At 54.1% G+C, this 19147-nt stretch carries 17 protein-coding genes and 1 pseudogene; 2 read left to right on the top strand and 16 right to left on the bottom strand.

Features of this window, described 5'->3' with window-relative positions:
- Nucleotides 1-77: 77 nt before the first annotated feature.
- From tcuR to ybfF, 6 genes and pseudogenes are all read right to left on the bottom strand, one after another.
- Nucleotides 78-1004 carry a tricarballylate utilization LysR family transcriptional regulator TcuR gene (gene tcuR / locus NA389_RS07405; protein ID WP_000423371.1) on the bottom strand — a complete coding sequence of 309 codons (927 nt, stop codon included), beginning with the start codon at nucleotides 1002-1004 and terminating at the stop codon, nucleotides 78-80.
- A gap of 114 nt (nucleotides 1005-1118) precedes the next feature.
- Nucleotides 1119-1571, bottom strand: coding sequence for a ferric iron uptake transcriptional regulator (fur, locus tag NA389_RS07400; protein WP_000131699.1), 453 nt, complete (start codon nucleotides 1569-1571; stop codon nucleotides 1119-1121).
- Nucleotides 1564-1649: pseudogene (locus NA389_RS07395) on the bottom strand (fur leader peptide). The gene fur and the pseudogene NA389_RS07395 overlap by 8 nt, the downstream one beginning before the upstream one ends.
- 203 nt (nucleotides 1650-1852) lie before the next feature.
- Nucleotides 1853-2383, bottom strand: a complete 531-nt coding sequence (gene fldA / locus NA389_RS07390) for a flavodoxin FldA (protein WP_001018621.1) — start codon at nucleotides 2381-2383, stop codon at nucleotides 1853-1855.
- 150 nt (nucleotides 2384-2533) lie between these two features.
- Nucleotides 2534-2827: a LexA regulated protein gene (gene ybfE, locus NA389_RS07385; RefSeq protein ID WP_001040939.1), complete on the bottom strand. Its 294-nt coding sequence runs from the start codon at nucleotides 2825-2827 to the stop codon at nucleotides 2534-2536.
- A 133-nt stretch (nucleotides 2828-2960) separates the two neighbouring features.
- Nucleotides 2961-3731 (bottom strand): esterase, encoded by a 771-nt coding sequence (gene ybfF, locus NA389_RS07380; protein ID WP_000773249.1) that lies wholly within the window; start codon nucleotides 3729-3731, stop codon nucleotides 2961-2963.
- A 184-nt stretch (nucleotides 3732-3915) separates the two neighbouring features.
- On the opposite strand from ybfF, the gene seqA reads away from it, so the two are divergent.
- Entirely contained in the window at nucleotides 3916-4458 is a 543-nt protein-coding gene (gene seqA, locus NA389_RS07375; RefSeq protein ID WP_000848399.1) for a replication initiation negative regulator SeqA, read from the top strand.
- Between the two features lie 24 nt (nucleotides 4459-4482).
- Nucleotides 4483-6123, top strand: a complete 1641-nt coding sequence (gene pgm, locus NA389_RS07370; RefSeq protein ID WP_000974372.1) for a phosphoglucomutase (alpha-D-glucose-1,6-bisphosphate-dependent) — start codon at nucleotides 4483-4485, stop codon at nucleotides 6121-6123.
- Between the two features lie 114 nt (nucleotides 6124-6237).
- On the opposite strand, the gene NA389_RS07365 is transcribed toward pgm, so the two are convergent.
- The 10 genes from NA389_RS07365 to kdpF form a co-directional block, all read right to left on the bottom strand.
- Nucleotides 6238-6723: a pyridoxamine 5'-phosphate oxidase family protein gene (locus NA389_RS07365; RefSeq protein WP_000070056.1), complete on the bottom strand. Its 486-nt coding sequence runs from the start codon at nucleotides 6721-6723 to the stop codon at nucleotides 6238-6240.
- Nucleotides 6724-6787: 64 nt separating this feature from the next.
- On the bottom strand, nucleotides 6788-8107 hold the full coding sequence (gene potE / locus NA389_RS07360) for a putrescine-ornithine antiporter (protein WP_000042658.1): 1320 nt from the start codon (nucleotides 8105-8107) through the stop codon (nucleotides 6788-6790).
- Nucleotides 8104-10302, bottom strand: coding sequence for an ornithine decarboxylase SpeF (speF, locus tag NA389_RS07355; RefSeq protein WP_001292402.1), 2199 nt, complete (start codon nucleotides 10300-10302; stop codon nucleotides 8104-8106). Before speF ends, potE begins: the two co-directional genes overlap by 4 nt.
- A gap of 380 nt (nucleotides 10303-10682) precedes the next feature.
- Nucleotides 10683-10787 (bottom strand): leader peptide SpeFL, encoded by a 105-nt coding sequence (gene speFL, locus NA389_RS07350; RefSeq protein ID WP_015632840.1) that lies wholly within the window; start codon nucleotides 10785-10787, stop codon nucleotides 10683-10685.
- A 277-nt stretch (nucleotides 10788-11064) separates the two neighbouring features.
- Nucleotides 11065-11742 carry a two-component system response regulator KdpE gene (gene kdpE / locus NA389_RS07345; RefSeq protein WP_000186053.1) on the bottom strand — a complete coding sequence of 226 codons (678 nt, stop codon included), beginning with the start codon at nucleotides 11740-11742 and terminating at the stop codon, nucleotides 11065-11067.
- Nucleotides 11739-14423, bottom strand: a complete 2685-nt coding sequence (gene kdpD / locus NA389_RS07340) for a two-component system sensor histidine kinase KdpD (RefSeq protein ID WP_000997492.1) — start codon at nucleotides 14421-14423, stop codon at nucleotides 11739-11741. The genes kdpE and kdpD overlap by 4 nt, the downstream gene beginning before the upstream one ends.
- Nucleotides 14420-15004, bottom strand: coding sequence for a potassium-transporting ATPase subunit KdpC (gene kdpC / locus NA389_RS07335; protein ID WP_023214137.1), 585 nt, complete (start codon nucleotides 15002-15004; stop codon nucleotides 14420-14422). The genes kdpD and kdpC overlap by 4 nt, the downstream gene beginning before the upstream one ends.
- Before the next feature lie 8 nt (nucleotides 15005-15012).
- Nucleotides 15013-17061, bottom strand: a complete 2049-nt coding sequence (gene kdpB / locus NA389_RS07330; RefSeq protein WP_000088026.1) for a potassium-transporting ATPase subunit KdpB — start codon at nucleotides 17059-17061, stop codon at nucleotides 15013-15015.
- A 20-nt stretch (nucleotides 17062-17081) separates the two neighbouring features.
- Nucleotides 17082-18761: a potassium-transporting ATPase subunit KdpA gene (gene kdpA, locus NA389_RS07325; RefSeq protein ID WP_000730068.1), complete on the bottom strand. Its 1680-nt coding sequence runs from the start codon at nucleotides 18759-18761 to the stop codon at nucleotides 17082-17084.
- Nucleotides 18761-18850, bottom strand: a complete 90-nt coding sequence (gene kdpF, locus NA389_RS07320) for a K(+)-transporting ATPase subunit F (RefSeq protein ID WP_001670793.1) — start codon at nucleotides 18848-18850, stop codon at nucleotides 18761-18763. Before kdpF ends, kdpA begins: the two co-directional genes overlap by 1 nt.
- Between the last annotated feature and the right edge of the window lie 297 nt (nucleotides 18851-19147).

Genomic DNA, 19147 nt, shown 5'->3' with positions numbered 1-19147 from the left:
AACTATTTGTTAAATTTGTAATTGAAATGTATACGGATAAATAAGCGGCGCGCTATCAGGTAGCGCTAAACAGGGGTTTAGTAAGCGTAAAGGGTTGCGCCTGGCCATTCACCGGCGTCGACTAACTGACGCATAACTTTGGTAAGGACTACTCTGGCGGCAAGGCCGGCGGGCGTCAGTTCATCATCCGACAGGCTGACTAAAAAATTGGGGCGGCTGAGTACCGGATTATGGACGCCGATCACGCGTAGCGCGTCGTTATCCAGATGAGAAATCGCCGCGCCGGGCTGCAACGTGGCGCCAAGACCGTCGCGCACGGCGCGCATCAACAACGCCAGGCCGTCAATTTCCGCGACGATTTCAACGTTAAGCGCATGTTCCTGGCAGACAGCGTCCAGCCTGCCGCGCAGCCCGTGTCCCTGGCTTGGCATAATGAGCGGAATGCCTGCCAGTTGTTCAGGTGTGATCGGGTTATCAGGAAGCGCCGCCAGCAGGGCATGGGAGCCAATCAGAAAAAGCTGTTCTTCAAGGATCGGTCTGGCGCTCCAGCGCAGGATTTTATCTTTTTGAAAGACAACGGCTAAATCAATCTGGCGGGTATTGATCATTCTTTCCAGATTACCGGACAAGCTTTCCACCACATGCAGTCGGACATCGGCATAGTTTTCCTGCATGGCATGGATAAACGGTATACCCAGTATGGAGGCGGTACTGGGGGCCATTCCTACGCTCACATGACCGGAAAGGCGCGCTTCTCTGGCGGCGAGAATCGCGTCGTCAGCATGACGCAGGGCGAGTTGCGCCTGTGAATAAAAGGCCAGCCCGGCGTTGGTTGGCGTTACGCCGCGCGAGGTGCGCTGCAGCAGACGGATGGCGAGCTCGTTTTCCAGACGGGACATCTGTTGACTTAATGCTGAAACGCCAATATCAAGATCCTGTGCGGCGCTGCCCATACTGCCGGTTTCAATAATACGCACGAAATAGCGTAACTGGCGAAGCTCCATTCCTGCTCTCCTGAGATGCGATAGCGTTTTTTACATTAAATCAACATCAAGCGGCAGGAAAGAGGAGGATATAAAAAAGCCAACCGGGCGGTTGGCTCTTCGAAAGATTTACACTTATTTAGTCGCGTCATCGTGCGCGTGCTCGTCTTCGCGGCAGTCGCCTTCAGCGCAGTGGCCGTAAAGATAGAGGCTGTGATTAGTTAAACGAATACCGTGTTTCGCCGCAATTTCACGCTGGCGCGCTTCAATAGAGTCATCACTAAATTCAATCACTTTTCCGCAGTCAAGGCAGATAAGATGGTCGTGATGATGCTGTTGCGTCAGTTCAAAAACGGATTTACCGCCTTCAAAATTATGGCGGGTCACGATACCGGCATCGTCAAACTGGTTCAGCACACGGTATACGGTTGCCAGACCGATTTCTTCACCCATGTCGATCAGGCGTTTGTATAAATCTTCCGCACTGACGTGATGGTTATCTGGTTCCTGAAGAACTTCCAGAATTTTTAAACGAGGAAGCGTTACTTTCAGGCCAGCCTTCTTTAATGCGGTATTGTTGTCAGTCATGCGGAATCTGTCCTGTTGCTAAACGATTCACTTCATTAGAGAAGTGACAGAAATTGCACTCAAGATAATGCGTATCATTATAGGACTGCCATGCCGAAATGAAAACCGCAAGTCTCTCGCAGATGTTAATAAAACTGTGGTTTTGCCTGCAAATTCTGGCGCCACCTGATTACACCCGGACATTGTACAGGGATGGGTGCGAAAGTTACAAATTTGTAGCAATTATTTTGATTGGTCTTGTCTATTGATGCGGCGCAGATATAACGCTGCGCCGCATAAGATTAGGCGTTGAGGATGTCGTCGAGGTGCAATTCAGCTGAAACTTGCTTAACCCATTTTTCAACACGCTCGGCGGTCAGTTCAGGCTGACGGTCTTCGTCAATCGCCAGGCCGACAAAATGATCGTCGTCAGCCAGACCTTTAGAGGCTTCAAAATGATAGCCTGCGGTTGGCCAGTGACCCACAATCGTGGCGCCGCGCGGCTCAATAATGTCGCGAATCGTGCCCAGCGCATCACAGAAGTATTCCGCGTAGTCTTCCTGATCGCCACAGCCAAACAGCGCCACCAGCTTACCGTTAAAGTCAATCTCTTCGAGAGTCGGGAAGAAGTCATCCCAGTCACATTGCGCTTCGCCATAGTACCAGGTTGGGATGCCCAGCAGCAGAATGTCATACCCTTCCAGGTCTTCTTTACTGCTTTTTGCAATGTCATGCACATCGGCAACGTCTTTACCAAGCTGTTTTTGAATCATTTTTGCGATATTTTCGGTATTACCGGTGTCGCTGCCGAAAAAGATGCCAGTGATTGCCATGAGTAAAATAACCTCTTGAAACTTATTGAAATGGTGGTGGCGAATTGCCCACGGATAAGGGCAATCATAGCAGAACAGGCAGATATGCGGAAACAGCAATCACGCGGGACTGCACGCTCTGCTACACGAAATATGAAACAAAACTTATTTTCAGACTAAACCCTGGCCGCGCAGCGCCATAAGCTGCTTCATTAATATTTCTTCAATGAGCTCGCTGCGGCTAATGTTGCGCGCTTCGGCCAGCTCATTCAGCGCGTCAACCGCTTGTGCGTTGAGTTTTAATTCGACACGCTTGAGGCCACGAACTTTGTCGCGTTTTAACTGGTTGCGCTTGTTGATGCGTAACTGTTCATCGCGCGAAAGCGGATTCGTTTTAGGTCGTCCCGGGCGACGCTCGTGCGCGAACAGATCTAATGTCGTACGGTCCGTTTGTTCTTTGGCCATGATTTTGGTGACTTCGGGGGAAACAATCAGCCAGGCTTATGCCCGGATGGATAGCGCGCCATCATACATCAGCGAGGAAGCGACGCCAACGCCCGCGCGCGTAATCGCGCACAGGCGATGAGTTTTTAATCAGTTAGCGTTTATCGTGCAGATAACGGCGGATGGCGCGCAGAACCGCCTCTGGTTTTTCAGCATGTACCCAGTGGCCCGCGCCGGCGATCACATGCGCGCGCGCCAGAGGGAATTGCGCCAGCAGCGCGTCGCGGTACGCTTCGGTCACGTACGGCGAGTTACCGCCTGGAATAAACAGCGCCGGATATTCCCAGGGCGGAATGGTTTCCCAGCCGACGATATGCGGATACTGCTCCCATAATACCGGAACATTAAAACGCCATTCGCCTTCAGCCCAGGATTTTAACAGAAACTGGATCACGCCTTCTTCGTTGAGGTGCTGGCGCATAATCCCTGCCGCCTGTTGGCGGGATGTCGCGTCGGATTCGCTGACGGCGTTAATGGCCGCGAAAATGCGATCGTGGCGGCGAACGTGATAATCCACGGGGGCGATATCAATCGCGACCAGACGATCGATGCGATCGGGCGCCAGCGCCGTCAGCGCCATTACCGCTTTTCCGCCCATGGAATGACCAATAAACGTCGCTTTTTCAATCTGCTGCGCGTCAAGCGTATCCAGAAGATCCTGGGCCATTGCCGGATAATCCATGACCGGATCGCGCGGCGATAAACCATGATTGCGCATATCGACCTGAATAATGTCGTGATCGGTCACCAGATCGCGCGCCAGTACGCCGAGGTTGTCCAGGCTGCCAAACAGACCATGAACGAGAACGATGGGGGAATTATTGTGCAGGTTTTGTGCAGATTGCGCTCGGATGTTTAATTTCATGGCAAAGTTCTTTTTTTCGCTCTGTCGGGTTAGGGTATTATGTTGACCATTCTGCCACTGGGCTGCAACCTCTAAGGTTTACTCCGAGTTTTTTTGTCAGCCGGGCTTAACGCTATCCGCTGTTGGGATTTGTTCCTATAATCCCAATGACTTGTATTCAGCAAAGACATCGCACTGGATTAAGATGAAAACGATTGAAGTTGATGATGAACTCTATAGCTATATTGCCAGCCACACCAAGCATATCGGCGAGAGCGCATCCGACATTTTACGGCGTATGTTGAAGTTTTCCGCCACGACACAGCCAACGACTTCAGCGGTGAAGGGGACGCCTGCGGCGCAACCCGTTGCCGAAGCGAAACCGGTCAACCCGGTAAAAGACAAAGTTCGCGCGATGCGTGAGCTGCTGTTGTCTGACGAATATGCCGAGCAGAAAAAAGCGGTCAACCGCTTTATGCTGATTCTGACTACACTCTATTCACTGGATCACCACGCGTTTGCGGAGGCGACGGAGTCGTTGCATGGCCGCACGCGCGTCTATTTTGCGGCGGATGAACAAACGCTGCTGAAAAATGGGAATCAAACTAAACCTAAGCACGTTCCCGGCACGCAGTACTGGGTGATCACCAACACCAACACCGGCCGTAAATGCAGCATGATCGAACACATCATGCAGTCAATGCAATTCCCGGCGGAATTGATTGAAAAGGTTTGCGGAACAATTTAATCCTTGCATTAGAAGGACCAGGCAATGGCAATCCACAACCGCGCAGGACAACCCGCGCAACAGAGTGATTTGATTAACGTCGCCCAACTGACGGCGCAGTATTATGTACTGAAACCGGAGGCAGGGAATGCAGAACATGCCGTGAAATTTGGCACTTCCGGCCATCGCGGTAGCGCAGGTCGTCACAGTTTCAACGAACCGCATATTCTGGCGATCGCCCAGGCGATTGCTGAAGAGCGGGCGAAGAATGGCATTACCGGCCCCTGCTATGTGGGGAAAGACACCCATGCGCTCTCGGAACCGGCCTTCATTTCCGTGCTGGAAGTGCTGGCGGCAAACGGCGTAGACGTTATCGTGCAGGAAAATAATGGCTTCACGCCAACGCCTGCCGTGTCAAATGCTATCCTGGTCCATAACAAAAAAGGCGGCCCGCTGGCTGATGGTATTGTCATTACGCCGTCGCACAACCCGCCGGAAGATGGCGGTATTAAATATAATCCGCCCAATGGCGGCCCGGCGGACACCAACGTCACTAAAGTGGTAGAAGATCGCGCCAATGCGCTGCTGGCGGATGGCCTGCAAGGCGTTAAGCGCATCTCTCTGGATGCGGCAATGGCCTCGGGCCACGTTAAAGCGGTAGATCTGGTGCAGCCATTTGTCGAAGGGCTGGCGGATATCGTTGATATGGCGGCGATTCAGAAAGCCGGTCTGACGCTGGGTGTCGATCCGCTGGGCGGCTCCGGTATTGAATACTGGAAACGTATCGCTGAGCATTACAAGCTTAACCTGACGTTAGTTAACGATCAGGTTGATCAAACCTTCCGCTTTATGCACCTTGATAAAGATGGCGCGATCCGTATGGATTGCTCCTCCGAATGTGCGATGGCGGGTTTGCTGGCGCTGCGTGACAAGTTTGACCTGGCCTTCGCCAACGACCCGGACTACGACCGTCATGGCATCGTGACGCCTGCAGGGCTGATGAACCCGAACCATTATCTGGCGGTCGCCATTAACTATCTGTTCCAGCATCGTCCGCTGTGGGGCAAAGACGTGGCTGTCGGTAAAACGCTGGTCTCTTCCGCGATGATTGACCGCGTGGTGAATGATTTGGGACGCAAGCTGGTAGAAGTGCCGGTTGGCTTCAAATGGTTTGTTGACGGTTTGTTCGACGGCAGCTTTGGTTTCGGCGGGGAAGAGAGCGCGGGCGCTTCGTTCCTGCGTTTCGACGGTACGCCGTGGTCTACCGATAAAGACGGTATCATCATGTGCCTGCTGGCGGCAGAAATCACCGCCGTTACCGGGAAAAACCCGCAAGAGCATTACAATGAACTGGCAGCGCGTTTTGGCGCGCCGAGCTATAACCGTCTGCAGGCGGCAGCGACCTCGGCCCAGAAAGCGGCATTGTCTAAACTGTCTCCGGAAATGGTCAGCGCCAGCACGCTGGCAGGCGACCCGATCACCGCGCGTCTTACCGCAGCGCCGGGTAATGGCGCATCGATTGGCGGCCTGAAGGTAATGACCGATAACGGCTGGTTCGCCGCGCGTCCATCCGGTACGGAAGACGCTTACAAGATCTATTGCGAAAGCTTCCTGGGGGAAGAACATCGCAAGCAGATTGAGAAAGAAGCCGTTGAAATCGTTAGCGAAGTATTGAAAAACGCCTGATGGGCGATATGGAAGAAAAAGGAGCCGTAAGGCTCCTTTTTTATATTAACGGCGCTGCGCTTATCAGGCCTGTAAACCGCCTCCAGGCCGGATAAGGCGCTTGTGCTATCTGACTTATTCGCTCTGAGTCGCCAGATGTCGGCGGCAGGTGAGGGCGTCGCATTCAATACGCACCACGCAAACCGCTTTCATCATATCTTCCCGATAACTGAAGGTTTTTCCCGGATCGGTCTGACGCATAATGACGTCCAGGCCGTAGCGCATCTCCTCGCGTGTTTGCAATATCGATGCCAGTCCGGTGGCGAAAACGCTGGTGTAGGCGTAGCTATAATCACAGGGGTCATCGGCACGTAGTAATGCATGGTCGCCGTCCATTTCAATGCATACTGCCGGGTTCTTACGTAACAGACGCATCTTTTTCCCGGTGCGTGCGCCGTGAAAATAAAATATCCAGCGTCCGTTCTGATACTCGTAGCCAAAATTTACGGGGACAACATACGGACAGAGATTGTCGTTAAACCCTATCCGACACACTTCGTGTTTACTGAGAATAGCCAGTATTTCTGCTATATCAGTGACTTCCCGTTCTGGATTACTCATTTCTATTATCTTATTCAAAGTGTGAAAATGCCCGGACTACCGTTACCGCAGCCCGGGCGCGCCATCAGCCGTGTTTATTTTTCAATTCAAAACGCGGTGAGACCAGGCCGTATAACGTCCAGCCGAGGAAGGTCACAATTGAGCCGTACAGCATGGCTTCTTCACCGGAGGAATAGAGCGCGTAGAAGCTATACATGGCACCAACGAAGGCCACGAAGTTAGCGACTTTCGCTTTTGATGACGGCACATTCGCCATTTTCTGAATGATAACCAACGCGGCCATCGACAGAATATACGGAATAATGTTCGTCACCACCGCCAGGTTAACCAGGACGTTAAACTGACTATTCAGCGACGGGCTAATGGTCATCAGCGACAGGCCAGTCTGAATAATCACAATAATCAGCATCCCCTGTACCGGCGCGTCGACTTTCGTTACACGAGAGAAGACTTTCGGGAAATAGCCTTCGTCAGCGGAGGATTTAAAGACCTGGGCGATAGTGAACTGCCAGCCCAGCAGCGAGCCGCAGCAGGACATTACCATCAGCGCCATGATCACTTTACCTACCGCAGGCGTGAACATCTGTGCAAACGCCAGACCAAACGGCGCCGTGGAGTTCGCCAGATCCATGTTCGGCACAATCCCGGCAATCACGTTAGTCGAAACGATATAGATGACCGCCGCGCCCAGCGTACCGCCCAGTACCGCAATGGGGACGTTCTTTTCCGGATTCTCGACCACGTCTGCGTTGGCGCAGGCGGATTCCAGTCCAAGAAATGCCCACAACGTCATGGCGATGGAAGAACCGACCGCGCTAAAGAACGGAACATGGTGCGGGTTCCATGACGCTACGTACATGCTGGGGCTAAACCAGAACCAGCCAATGATGCACAGGCCGACAACCGGAATGATGACGCCCCAAACGGTAACGCTACTGATCTGTCCGGTAATACGCGCGCCGCCAAAGTTTGCGATGGTACAAACCCACAATACGGCGATAGTCGCCAGACCGATCTGGAGCGGCGTCAGCGCGGCGCCGAACAGTTCGGTACCATAGCCGACAGCGGAGATGGCGATAGCCACGTTGGCGATCAGCAGCGAGACGCCGTAGGTATAGTTCGCCATAAAGTTGCCGGATTTACCGAAGGCATATTCGGCGTAACCGCCCATGCCGCCGGATTTACGGCTAAACATACCGCATTTCGCAAACGCCCAGGCCAGTGCCATCGAGCCGACGGCGGTGACCAGCCAGGAGATAATGGATATCGTGCCGACTTCAGACAGTTTGGTCGGTAGCATGATGATCCCGGAGCCCATCATGTTGACCATAGTCAGAATTGTGAGCTGCACGACACCCATTTTATTGGATTTAGGTTTACTCATAATTTTTCCTCCTTCAGCAGGGAGCGCTGCGCGTCACGAGGTTTAATGACGTAGCACCAGACCTGCTTACGGCCGTCGTGTTCTTCGATATAAACGCCCTGCAGTTCAGGCGCAAAGCCCGGCAGCAGGTTGATCCCTTCTTCCAGGGCGCTGAAGTAACGCAGGACAGAACCGCCCCAGATTTCACCCGGAACTACACACAGCACTCCCGGCGGGTAAGGCAGAGCGCCTTCAGCCGCGATACGACCTTCCGCTTCCGGCAGGCGAACCAGTTCGACCTCGCCGCGCAGATAGGCATAGTTGGCCTCTTGCGGATTCATACTGACTTTCGGGAAATGCGATTTACGGAACATCTCTTTTTGCAGCTGTTTCACGTTGTGCCGCGCATAGAGATCGTGCATCTCCTGGCAAAGCTGACGCAGGGTGTAGCCGGCATAACGCGCTTCATGCTGTTTGTAGATGGACGGTAATACTTCCGCTAACGGCGCATCAGCTTCCAGCAGTTTTTCGAAACGAGCCAGCAGGGCGACAAGCTGTTGTAACTTCGCCATGTCTTCTGCCGGCGTCAGCAGGAACAGAATGGAGTTGAGGTCGCATTTTTCCGGCACAACGCCGTTCTCGCGCAGGAAGTTGGCGAGGATCGTGGCAGGAACGCCAAAGTCTTCATATTCGCCGCTCGCTGCATTAATGCCCGGTGTGGTGAGCAGCAGTTTGCAAGGGTCGACAAAGTACTGATGTTCGGCATAGCCTTCAAACGCATGCCAGTGTTCTCCCGGAACGAAGTGGAAGAAGCGCAGATCGCTGGCGATCTCTGACGTCGGGTATGACTGCCACGGCTTACCATCAATCAGTTCCGGTACGAACGGACGGATGTGATGACAGTTTTCGAGGATCAATTTACGGGCATCGATGCCGTTAACCACGCAATCCATCCACATATTGCGACCGCTGACGCCTTCGTGCATTTTGGCGTTAACATCCAGCGCGGCGAACAGCGGATAGAACGGGCTGGTGGAGGCGTGCATCATAAAGGCGTTGTTCATGCGCTTATGCGGAACGTAGCGCGATTGCCCTTTGATATGGCTATCTTTTTTATGGATCTGCGAGGTCTGGGAGAAACCGGCTTGTTGTTTGTGAACGGACTGCGTCACCAGAATACCCGGATCGTTTTCGTTCAGTTCCAGCAGCAGCGGCGAACAATCAGCCATCATCGGAATAAATTGTTCATAGCCGACCCAGGCGGAGTCAAACAGGATGTAGTCGCACAGATGACCAATTTTATCGACGACCTGACGGGCGTTATAAATGGTACCGTCGTAGGTGCCTAACTGGATGACGGCCAGACGGAATGGACGTGCTTCGCGGGCGCGCTGCGGCGCGACTTCGCTAATCAGCTCGCGCAGGTAATCTTCTTCGAAGCAGTGAGCGTCGATCCCGCCGATAAAACCATACGGGTTACGCGCGGTTTCCAGGTAAACTGGTGTTGCGCCCGCCTGCAATAATGCGCCGTGGTGGTTAGATTTGTGGTTGTTACGGTCAAACAGTACCAGATCGCCCGGCGTTAACAGCGCGTTGAGTACGACTTTGTTAGAGGAGGAGGTCCCGTTCAGCACAAAGTAGGTCTTATCGGCGTTAAAGACTTTCGCCGCATGTTGCTGCGCAATGCAAGGCGCGCCTTCGTGAATCAGCAGATCGCCCATCGCCACGTCCGCGTTGCATAGGTCGGAGCGGAAGAGCGTTTCGCCAAAGTATTCCACGAACTGATTACCGGCAGGATGACGGCGGAAGAATTCGCCGCCCTGATGCCCCGGGCAGTCAAATGCGCTGTTGCCCTGGTTGACATAATCCACCAGCGCGCGGAAAAACGGCGGACGTAACTGCGTTTCGTAGTGGCTTGCTGCGGTTTCCAACTGGCGACCATAGAAGGCAGTACGGGATTCATTATATTCGAATACACCAGAGATACGCGGCAAATACTCAGGCGGTACGCGCCCTTCGTCATGAGTCGCGACAAACACGGGAATACCGTAACCCGTTGCGTCGATTTCATCGAGTTTTCCGTGTTCAATGTCGTCGATGGATAACACGATGGCAGCCACGTCGATGAAACGACTCTCATCAACATTTACAATATTACGGTGTGTAGAAAAACAATCCGGGCAATGACGGCTAACGGCAATTTTTAATTCTGACATTTTTTCATCTCTTTATTTCAGGTAATAGCAGGCCCTCAATTTCTCGCATGAGAAACTGATTCTTCCGGAAAAAATCAAAGCTATCCCGCTGATAAAAAAATCAGTAAATTAGCTTTATTTTAGATGTAATAAATCCCAACCCGTCCGGTTGCAGGAAATTCAGGATTTAAGGAGTTGAGTACTACGATATACAGGCAGAAACCGTGATAACTAAAATTGCGCTGAGTCGGAATTTCTTCTATCAAACCAGATGGTTAGCTGGCTTGGTGTAAAGGAATTACCGTGCTGTCGCTTTTAACAATTCGAGTTATTTAGGCAATAGACCTGAATGACATAAGGGTCGGAAAGACCTGTATGCTGAAGTACCCGTAGCAGAAAAACTACCGGGCATTAAAGAAATGAAAATCGAAACTATTACGGTGGGCAAACATCATAATATGCGTTGTCCGCCTTATATGGGGCATAAAACGATTATTATTTTCCATTTTGAGGTCCTTTCATTGATTTATTGAAAGCATGGATATTTTATCCAGGGAGCGCCAGCGATCTGTGAACCAGATCAACAAAAAACGATCATTTGAAAAATAATTAGTCGGCGATTATGCATATCGTGCTGTGAAATAACGGATTGTTTCTTAAATGTTAATTATATGTTTTTTATATCCTTCATAAAATATAATATCGCCGCGAAAATAATTATTCGCGACGCCGAAAATAAATGACATAAAAATTAGAAGTTATTTAAAAATAATGAATGGCTATTCACGGCATAAAGCGATAGCCAATTCCGGTTTCGGTAATAAAATGGCGTGGGCGGGTGGGATCTTGTTCCAGTTTCTGGCGTAAATGTCCCATATAGATGCGCAAATAGTGGCTATGCTCCACGGCGTTAGGGCCCCAGACCTGGTTTAATAACTGCCGTTGGGTTAATACCTTGCCGGCATTATTGAGTAATACCGCCAGCAGGCGGAACTCAATCGGCGTCAGATGGATTTCTTCGTCGCCACGGTGGATCAACCGTGCGGCGAGATCGACCGTCACGCCGGAAAAGCGGACGATCGGATCGGCGCAAGGGCTGGCGGCGTGCCGTCGCAGCGCGACACGCAAACGCGCCTGCAACTCGCCAATGCCGAATGGCTTGCTCAGGTAATCATCAGCTCCGGCGTCAAGCGCGGCAATCTTATCGCTTTCTTCGCTGCGGGCGGAAAGGACAATCACCGGTATTGCGCTCCACTGACGCAGGTCGCGAATAAAATCGATTCCATCGCCGTCCGGCAGGCCGAGATCGAGAATAATCAGATCGGGCTTTCGCGTGGCGGCTTCCAGTAAACCACGTTGTAATGTTTCAGCTTCATACACGCGCAGGCCGTCGCCTTCCAGCGCAGCGCGCAGAAAGCGGCGGATGGCCTGTTCATCTTCAACAATCAGAACGTTTGTCACATATCCTCATGAAAATCATCAAGTTCAGGGGGCTTTCCTTGCGGCAGCGTCACACGGAAACAGGCGCCGCCCTGCGGTCGATTATAGGCGGTAAGCGTGCCGCCGTGTACCTCTACGATAGCATGGCAAATCGCCAGCCCCAGCCCCACGCCGGGGACGGAGGACTCTTTGTTGCCGCGGGCGAACTTATCGAAAATCTTCTGTTCTTGCCCCGCAGGAATACCCGGCCCGTTATCCCAGACATCCAGTTGTAAACGATCGTCCTTAACCGCAGCATCAATGCCGATACTGGCCTGCGGCCCGGCGTACTTAACGGCGTTTTCCAGCAAGTTGATCAGGACACGCTCAAATAAGGGGCCATCGACATGGATAAGCGTTAACTGTTGCGGCAGCGACAATGTAATCGGATGCAATAAACCCGGCTCTAACATCTGTAACGCGCTACCGACGACCTCTTCCAGCGTCAGCCACTCTTTTTTAAGATTAAACCCGCCGGACTGAATACGCGCCATATCCAGCAAATTATTCACCAGCCGGGTGGTGTTGAGAATATGCTGGCGGATTTCACTGGCCTGACGCGCGTGGGGCGATCCTGCGCTGGCTAAATCCAGCGTCAAAATTTCCGCCTGGCCGAACAATACCGTCAGCGGCGTGCGTAAATCATGCGATAGCGCCGCCAGCAGAGCGTTGCGAATACTTTCGCGCTCGCTGGCGAGACGCGCCTGTTCTTCGCTGGCGGTTAGCGTCAGTCGTTCCAGCGCGTTGGCGACAAGCAGAGTAAATGTTTCCAGCAGGCGTTGCTGTTCCGGCACCATTAACTGACGCAAATTACCCGGTTCGACGATAGCCAGACCGTATGTTTTATCGGCGCTTTTCAGCGGCAGGATTTGATAAGGCACGCCTGGGAGGGTATCGGTGCCTGCGCCGGCAGGCTGGCCTTTATCAAAACTCCAGCGCGCAATTGCGTCGTCCCACGGCGTCATGCCTTGCTGGTGGGTGAGAGGCCGCAACTTACCGTTAGCATCAGGTAATAAAATTTGGCTGCGCGCCTGAAACGTCGAGGCGATAAACCGCTCGCTGGTCGCGGCGATATCATGTTCGCTACGCCCGACGGCCAGTGCTTTAGACATTTCATATAAATGGCGGGTACGTTGTTCCCGATAACGGGCGACGCGCGCCTGATAGCGCACCCCGGCAGTAAGATTACCAATTACCAGACCAACCGTCAGCATCACAGCAAAGGTCAGCAAATACTGCACGTCCGAAACGGCGAGCGTACCGCGTGGCGCGATAAAAAAGAGATCGAAACTCGCCACGTTAATCACCGTCGCCACCACCGACGGCCAGCGTCCGTAAAGCAGCGCAATCACCACTACGCCCAGCAAATAGAGCATCACCAGATTGGCGGCGTCGAAGGTGACAAGCCACTGCATAGCGATAAGCGTGGTGATGGCGCAAAGCGCCACGGCGACCAGACAGCCCTGAATCTGCCCACGCCATTTCTCTTTAAAAGGTCGGTTATCAGGCGTTTGCGCCAACGCGCGGGCAGGCGGTTCTTCCAGCGCGACGATCACCTGATCGAGATCCGGCGCGCGACTGGCAAGACGGTCGGCGAAAGCGTCACGTCGCCACCAGCGTCGCGACGCCGGGCGGCCCATGACGATTTTCCCCAGATTATGCTCGCGGGCATAGCGCACGACCGCTTTCTCTTCGGCGGGATCGGACAGGGTGGCGGTTTCCGCGCCAAGCTCCTGCGCCAGGCGCAGCGCGCTTAAAATGGCCCGTCGTTGCTTTTCCGGTAAGCGGTGTAACGTTGGCGTTTCGACATAGACGGCGTGCCAGACGCTGCCGAGCCGGGAGGCCAGACGCGCCGCGGTACGCACCAGTTTTTCGCTGCCGGTGTTATGCCCGATACACAGTAAAATCGCATCGCGGGTATGCCATACTTTTTCTTCGCCCGGATGCGCGCGCCAGGCGCGCATCTGATCGTCCACGCGATCGGCTGTCCGGCGTAGCGCCAGCTCGCGGAGGGCGATCAGATTGCCCTTGCGGAAAAAATGTTCAATAGCGCGTTCCGCCTGACCGGCGATATACACTTTACCTTCGTTGAGCCGTTGGCGCAGATCGTCGGGCGGCAGATCGACCAGTACGACTTCATCGGCGGCATCAAAAAAGGGATCGGGGACAGTTTCGCGCACCTGAATCCCCGTGACGCCGCTCACCACATCGTTCAGACTTTCCAGATGTTGTACATTCACGGTGGTGAAAACGTCGATTCCCGCTTCCAGCAGCTCTTCAATATCCTGCCAGCGCTTAGGATGGCGTGAGCCAGGCGCGTTACTGTGCGCCAGCTCATCCATTAAAATCAGCGCCGGACGCCGGGCGAGGGCGGCATCCAGGTCAAATTCGCGGATTTGCCGCCCCCGGTGCGAGTGACGTTTTGGCGGCAGAATGGTCAGCCCGTCAAGTAGCGCGGCGGTCTCTTTACGGCCATGCGTTTCTACCACGCCGATCACCACATCCAGCCCCTGCGCTCGCAGCCGCTGCGCTTGCGCCAGCATCGCCCAGGTTTTTCCGACGCCTGCGCAGGCGCCGAAGAAAATTTTCAACTTCCCCCGGTGGGGCGGGGGCGTTTGTTCCAACAAGCGATCCGGATCAGGACGCAAGGGTTCGTCGTTCATTTCGCTCTGTGTCCCTGTAGCGCATCCAGCGCCAGATTAAGCTCAACAATATTCACCACCGGTTGCCCAAGAAAGCGCGCCAGCGGCCTGTGCGTATATTCTGCAACCAGTTGCGCGACCTGTTCAACGGGAAGCTGGCGAGCCGCCGCCACGCGGGGGATTTGCCATGCCGCGGCGCCGGGTGTCAGATTATTATCCAGCCCGCTTGCCGATGCTGTCGCCAGCTCAACCGGAACCGCGGAGCTCGCCTGGGGGTTAGCGGCGCGTAGCGCGGCGACGCGGGCCTGTATTTGCGCATCCAGTTCGGGATTGCTGGCGGCCAGGTTGCTTCCGCCCGACGCCAGTGGATTATAAGGCGTATCGGCGGTGGCGGAGGGCCGGCCATGAAAATAGCCCGCGGCGGTAAACGATTGTCCGATAAGCGCTGAGCCGCGTATCACATGGTCTTTATGAATCAGCGAGCCATTAGCCTGCCAGGGAAACCACCACTGCCCCAGCGCCGTGGTCAGAAGCGGATACACGCCGCCGGTCAATAACAGCAGAAATAACATTGTCGAAAAAGCAGGACGTAAACCGATCATCATACACCTCACGCCAGACCCAGCAGGGTCAGCAGCACATCAATCACTTTGATGCCAATAAACGGCACCACCAGACCACCCAGACCATAGATCCATAAATTACGGCGCAGCATGGCCGATGCGGAAAGCGGCTTATAACTCACGCCTTTTAATGCCAGCGGGATCAGAAAAATGATAATCAGGGCGTTAAAGATCACCGCGCTCAGAATGGCGGAGTTCGGCGAATGCAGCCCCATCACGTTGAGCGCGTTTAGCTGCGGATAGGTAGCGGCAAACGCGGCGGGAATAATGGCGAAATATTTCGCTACATCATTCGCGATACTGAAAGTGGTGAGCGAGCCGCGCGTCATCAGCATCTGCTTACCGATATGCACCACTTCAATCAACTTGGTCGGGTTAGAGTCCAGATCCACCATATTACCGGCTTCTTTTGCCGCCTGGGTGCCGGAGTTCATCGCCACCGCGACGTCAGCCTGCGCCAGCGCCGGGGCATCGTTAGTGCCGTCGCCGGTCATGGCGACCAGCCGTCCTTCCGCCTGATATTGACGGATCAGCGCCAGCTTGGCTTCCGGCGTGGCTTCGGCAAGAAAATCGTCCACACCGGCTTCGGCGGCAATCGCTGCCGCCGTCAGGCGGTTATCGCCAGTGATCATCACCGTTTTAATGCCCATCTTTCGTAGCTGGGCGAAACGTTCTTTAATACCGCCTTTAACGATATCCTTGAGGGCGATAACACCCAGTACGCGCGCGCCTTCCACGACCACCAGCGGCGTCGCGCCAAGACGCGCCACGTTCTCGACGTTTTGCTCGACATCGGCGGGAAAATGGCCGCCATTGCTCTCGACATGACGCCGAATCGCGTCCACCGAGCCTTTACGGATCATCCGGTTATCGATATTAATTCCGCTCATGCGGCTTTGCGCGGTAAACGGAACAAAGGTGGCATGAAGCGACTGCACATCGCGTTCACGCAGGTTAAAGCGCTGTTTGGCGAGGATCACAATGCTTCGGCCTTCCGGCGTTTCGTCGGCCAGCGAAGCGAGCTGCGCGGCGTCAGCCAGCGTGCGTTCGTCCACCCCTCGGGCGGGAATAAAATCGGACGCCTGGCGATTGCCGAGCGTGATAGTGCCGGTTTTATCCAGCAGTAACACGTCGACATCGCCCGCGGCTTCTACGGCGCGGCCGCTGGTGGCGATGACGTTCGCGCCCAACATTCGGCTCATTCCGGCTACGCCAATGGCGGAGAGTAGCCCGCCGATGGTAGTGGGGATCAGGCACACCAGCAACGCCACCAACACGGTGACGCTGACCGCGTTACCGCCCCAGGCGGAGAAGGGCCACAGAGTGGCGGTCGCCAGTAAAAAGACAATGGTCAGGGCAATGAGCAAAATCGTCAGGGCAATCTCGTTAGGTGTTTTCCGCCGCTGTGCGCCTTCCACCATCGCGATCATCCGGTCAAGAAAGGTTTCGCCAGGATTGACGCTACAGGCAATCACCAGCCAGTCGGAAAGAATTCGCGTGCCGCCGGTGACAGAGGCGAAATCGCCGCCGGACTCGCGGATCACGGGGGCGGATTCGCCAGTAATCGCACTTTCATCCACCGACGCGCCGCCTTCGATCACCTCGCCGTCGCAGGGAATAATATCGCCCGCTTTGACCAGGACAATGTCGCCTTTCCGCAGTTCAGCGGCGGGCACGTTATCGGCCTGCGCATCATGGCGCGGGGCGCGCAGGCGGCGAGCGAACGCGGTCTTTTTCACTCCTTTCAGACTGTTTGCCTGAGCTTTGCTGCGGCCTTCCGCCAGCGCTTCGGCAAAATTGGCGAACAGTACGGTGAACCATAACCACAGGCTGATAATCCCTGTAAACAAGGCGCTTCCCGCTATTTGTCCTGTTACCATAGCGAGCGTTAACAGAGTGGTTAGCACGCTGCCGGCCCAGACCACAAACATCACCGGGTTACGCCATTGGGCGCGTGGGCTTAATTTTTTTACGGCATCCGTTAGCGCCTGTACGAGTAAAACAGGTTCAAACAGCGCCAGTTGCTTGCGACTCATATCAATGTACTCCGCATCGCTCAAGGTAAAGAGAAATGTTCCGCTACCGGGCCAAGCGCCAGGGCAGGAATAAATGTCAGTGCGCCGACCAGCAGTACCGTGCCGATAAGCAGTCCAATAAATAGCGCGCCGTGGGTCGCCAGCGTTCCCTGACTGGCCGGCTGTACTTTTTTACTGACCAGCGATCCGGCGATGGCCATGACAGGAATAATCACGCCGAAACGGCCGACGAACATGCAGAACGCCAGCAAACAATTCCAGAAAGGCGAGTTAGCGCTCAGACCTGCAAAGGCGCTACCGTTGTTGTTGGCGGCAGAGGAGACGGCATATAGCACTTCGCTAAAACCGTGCGGGCCAGGGTTCAGCATTGCGCTGCGTCCGGCATCCGTCATCATCGCCAGCGCCGAACCCAACAAGACCAGCATCGGCGTGACCAGAATCGCCAGCGCGGTCATTTTCATTTCGCGCACGTCGATTTTTTTCCCCAGATATTCCGGTGTGCGACCGATCATCAGCCCCGCGATAAACACCGCCAGCAGGACAAACAGCAACATGCCGTACAGCCCTGAACCGACGCCGCCAAAGACCACTTCGCCAATTTGCATCAGCCACATCGGCACCATACCGCCCAGAGCGGTAAACGAGTCGTGCATGGCATTTACCGCCCCGCAGGACGCCGCGGTCGTGACGACGGCAAACAGGCTGCTGGCCAGCACGCCAAAGCGTGTTTCTTTACCCTCCATGTTGACGCTACTGTCCGCGCCTGCCGCCAACAGATGTGGATTTCCCTGAACTTCCGCCCACATCACTACCGCTACGCAGACCACAAAAATGAATGACATTGCCCACAGTAGCGCGCGTCCCTGACGGCGATCGCCCGCCGCTTCGCCAAAGGCGAAACAGAGCGCGGCTGGAATCAAAAATATCGCCAGCATCTGCGCCAGATTAGTGAGCGCGGTGGGGTTTTCGAACGGATGCGAAGAGTTGGCGTTAAAGAAACCGCCGCCGTTGGTGCCAAGCATTTTGATCGCCTCCTGCGAAGCAACCGGACCCATCGGCAAGAGTTGTTTAGCGCCTTCAAGAGTGGTGATGGGCTGATAAGCCGACAGGTTTTGCGGTACGCCTTGTTGGATAAAAAACAGCGCGATAATTAACGCGACAGGAAATAATATCCATAGCGTAATGCGTACCAGATCTTGCCAGGCATTACCCAGCGTGTGCACATTCTGGCGCGTAAAGGCGCGGATAAGTGCAAAAACCACCGCAATCCCGGTCGCCGCCGACAGGAAATTTTGCACCGTCAGCCCCGCCATCTGGCTAAAGTAGCTCAGCGTGCTTTCGCCGCTGTAGGCTTGCCAGTTGGTATTGGTGACAAAGCTGACGGCGGTATTCAGCGCCAGATCCCAGGACAGACCCGGTAGCCGCTGCGGATTTAAGGGAAGCCACTCCTGCCAGAACAGCAGGCAAAACAGGATGCCCAGTCCCAGCAGATTGAGCGTCAGTAGCGCCAGTAAATACTGACGCCAGTTCATTTCGTGGTCGGTAATGCCAAGAGTTCGCCAGAGGATACGCTCAATGCCAGCCACGCCCGGCAACGGAACGGCGGCGATGAGCCTTGCCAGGCCCGAACCCAACGGTTTCGCCAGTACCAATAAAATCAGTAAAAAACTGGCGATCAGTAAAAATCCTTGCGCGGCCATCAGAACGCCTCCGCATTAATCAGGGCATAGACCAGATAACCTAAAAGTAAGAAAACCAGCACGATGCCGGTTATCACGCCTGCACTCACAGAGCACCTCCAGTGGCATTGTTTTACTCCTGAGAAAGGTAATTTTTTGGCTGCAAAGATTTCGCAAAAATTGGCGGGCGGAGTGTAAAAAAAGTATAAAAATGGCAAAGACCATTATTTAACTAATGTTTAGTATTAATTTAACCTTTTTGTAACTAATTTACGCTTTGAATGTAAATCTGCTGGAAAAGCGTGAAAATAAGTGGTCGGATGAGTAGTAAAATTACACCGAAAGCGGTACTATTTTAATCAGGTAACGAGGTTCAATTTTTCGGTGCTATTCACCGATTCAATCTA

The organism is Salmonella sp. NW645, from assembly GCF_051703725.1.
GTDB lineage: Bacteria > Pseudomonadota > Gammaproteobacteria > Enterobacterales > Enterobacteriaceae > Salmonella > Salmonella enterica.
This window is presented reverse-complemented; position numbering and strand designations above follow the sequence as displayed.

What these genes read in the sequence shown, in the direction of transcription:
- tcuR (WP_000423371.1), bottom strand. Translation starts at nt 1,004, where the DNA reads ATGGAGCTTCGCCAGTTACGCTATTTCGTGCGTATTATTGAAACCGGC.
- fur (WP_000131699.1), bottom strand. Translation starts at nt 1,571, where the DNA reads ATGACTGACAACAATACCGCATTAAAGAAGGCTGGCCTGAAAGTAACG.
- fldA (WP_001018621.1), bottom strand. Translation starts at nt 2,383, where the DNA reads ATGGCAATCACTGGCATCTTTTTCGGCAGCGACACCGGTAATACCGAA.
- ybfE (WP_001040939.1), bottom strand. Translation starts at nt 2,827, where the DNA reads ATGGCCAAAGAACAAACGGACCGTACGACATTAGATCTGTTCGCGCAC.
- ybfF (WP_000773249.1), bottom strand. Translation starts at nt 3,731, where the DNA reads ATGAAATTAAACATCCGAGCGCAATCTGCACAAAACCTGCACAATAAT.
- seqA (WP_000848399.1), top strand. Translation starts at nt 3,916, where the DNA reads ATGAAAACGATTGAAGTTGATGATGAACTCTATAGCTATATTGCCAGC.
- pgm (WP_000974372.1), top strand. Translation starts at nt 4,483, where the DNA reads ATGGCAATCCACAACCGCGCAGGACAACCCGCGCAACAGAGTGATTTG.
- NA389_RS07365 (WP_000070056.1), bottom strand. Translation starts at nt 6,723, where the DNA reads ATGAGTAATCCAGAACGGGAAGTCACTGATATAGCAGAAATACTGGCT.
- potE (WP_000042658.1), bottom strand. Translation starts at nt 8,107, where the DNA reads ATGAGTAAACCTAAATCCAATAAAATGGGTGTCGTGCAGCTCACAATT.
- speF (WP_001292402.1), bottom strand. Translation starts at nt 10,302, where the DNA reads ATGTCAGAATTAAAAATTGCCGTTAGCCGTCATTGCCCGGATTGTTTT.
- speFL (WP_015632840.1), bottom strand. Translation starts at nt 10,787, where the DNA reads ATGGAAAATAATAATCGTTTTATGCCCCATATAAGGCGGACAACGCAT.
- kdpD (WP_000997492.1), bottom strand. Translation starts at nt 14,423, where the DNA reads ATGAACGACGAACCCTTGCGTCCTGATCCGGATCGCTTGTTGGAACAA.
- kdpC (WP_023214137.1), bottom strand. Translation starts at nt 15,004, where the DNA reads ATGATCGGTTTACGTCCTGCTTTTTCGACAATGTTATTTCTGCTGTTA.
- kdpB (WP_000088026.1), bottom strand. Translation starts at nt 17,061, where the DNA reads ATGAGTCGCAAGCAACTGGCGCTGTTTGAACCTGTTTTACTCGTACAG.
- kdpA (WP_000730068.1), bottom strand. Translation starts at nt 18,761, where the DNA reads ATGGCCGCGCAAGGATTTTTACTGATCGCCAGTTTTTTACTGATTTTA.